General features: G+C 49.0%; 1 protein-coding gene. It reads right to left on the reverse strand.

Annotation, left to right across the window (positions count from 1 at the left end):
* The coding region (locus tag GPK94_RS14350; protein WP_252192666.1) for an ArdC-like ssDNA-binding domain-containing protein at positions 1-997 on the reverse strand (997 nt) is incomplete at both ends.

Here is a 997-nt window from a genome sequence, read left to right on the forward strand (position 1 = left end):
ATTATCACGGACAATCCGCCCATTGGAGAACAGACCGGGTTTATCAAACAGCTCGATCTCCTGATATTGCTCGTCATTGGCAATCTGAATCTTTTTCTGATTGTGGAGCTTGCTGTGGGCAATCTCGTGTACTGTGGCCGAAACCGTCTGCACCTCACTCATGCCCTGGCGAATGGCGATTTTCTGATGATCGGCAGAAAAATAGCCGTCCGTATCGGCGGCCATTGCTTCAAAAGTGATCGGCACCGGCGCACTGCGGCGCAGAGCCTCCATGAATGCCTCATAATTTGGCACATTGCCGGAAAGGGAGGAAGCAAGCTCAGGCAAAGGTTTCCCGTCGGTCTGGCTCACATCAAAGACCTTGACCGGGCGAAACATGGGGATCTCGATTTCTTTTTCCTCTGTGACGATCTTTCCGTCTTTATCCAAAATCGGAGCCTTGGTATCCGGGTCCAGTTTCTGCTCCTCGATTTTCTTCTTATATGGTGTGGGAGCAATGATGGTAATGCCATGCTCGCCCTTTTTTACATGACGCTCAAACTGGTCTTTCCACTTATTGTATCCGGCTACCAATGTAGCGTCCGGCTTCTGCATATAGATGAGCATGGTGTTGTTTACCGAATAGCGGTGGAAGCGGGACATGACGGACAGATAGCGCATATACTTTTCACTCTCAAACAGTTCCTTGATCCCCTGCTCGATGCCATCTGTGATTTCTCTTAGCCGCTCTCGGTTGGTGGGTTTGTTCTCAGCCATGATTTTCAATCTCCTTTCCAAATGTGTGATTTCTGCTGTGTGTTCTGCAATCCATGCCTTTTGTTCTTCTTCACTTTCATAAAGAAAAAGGTCCAACAGGTACTCTACATAGGTTTTCTTCTGGATTGCTTCCACAAAACGGGGGTGCGGTTCTTCCTCCGGTGTCCGGGGAGAATTGTCGGCCTCCCATTTTTTCAGCAGATAGTAGTAATCGGACAGTACGCGATAACACCGCTGCCGG

The sequence above is a fragment of the Pseudoflavonifractor sp. MCC625 genome (assembly GCF_018784545.1).
GTDB lineage: Bacteria > Bacillota > Clostridia > Oscillospirales > Oscillospiraceae > Pseudoflavonifractor_A > Pseudoflavonifractor_A gallinarum.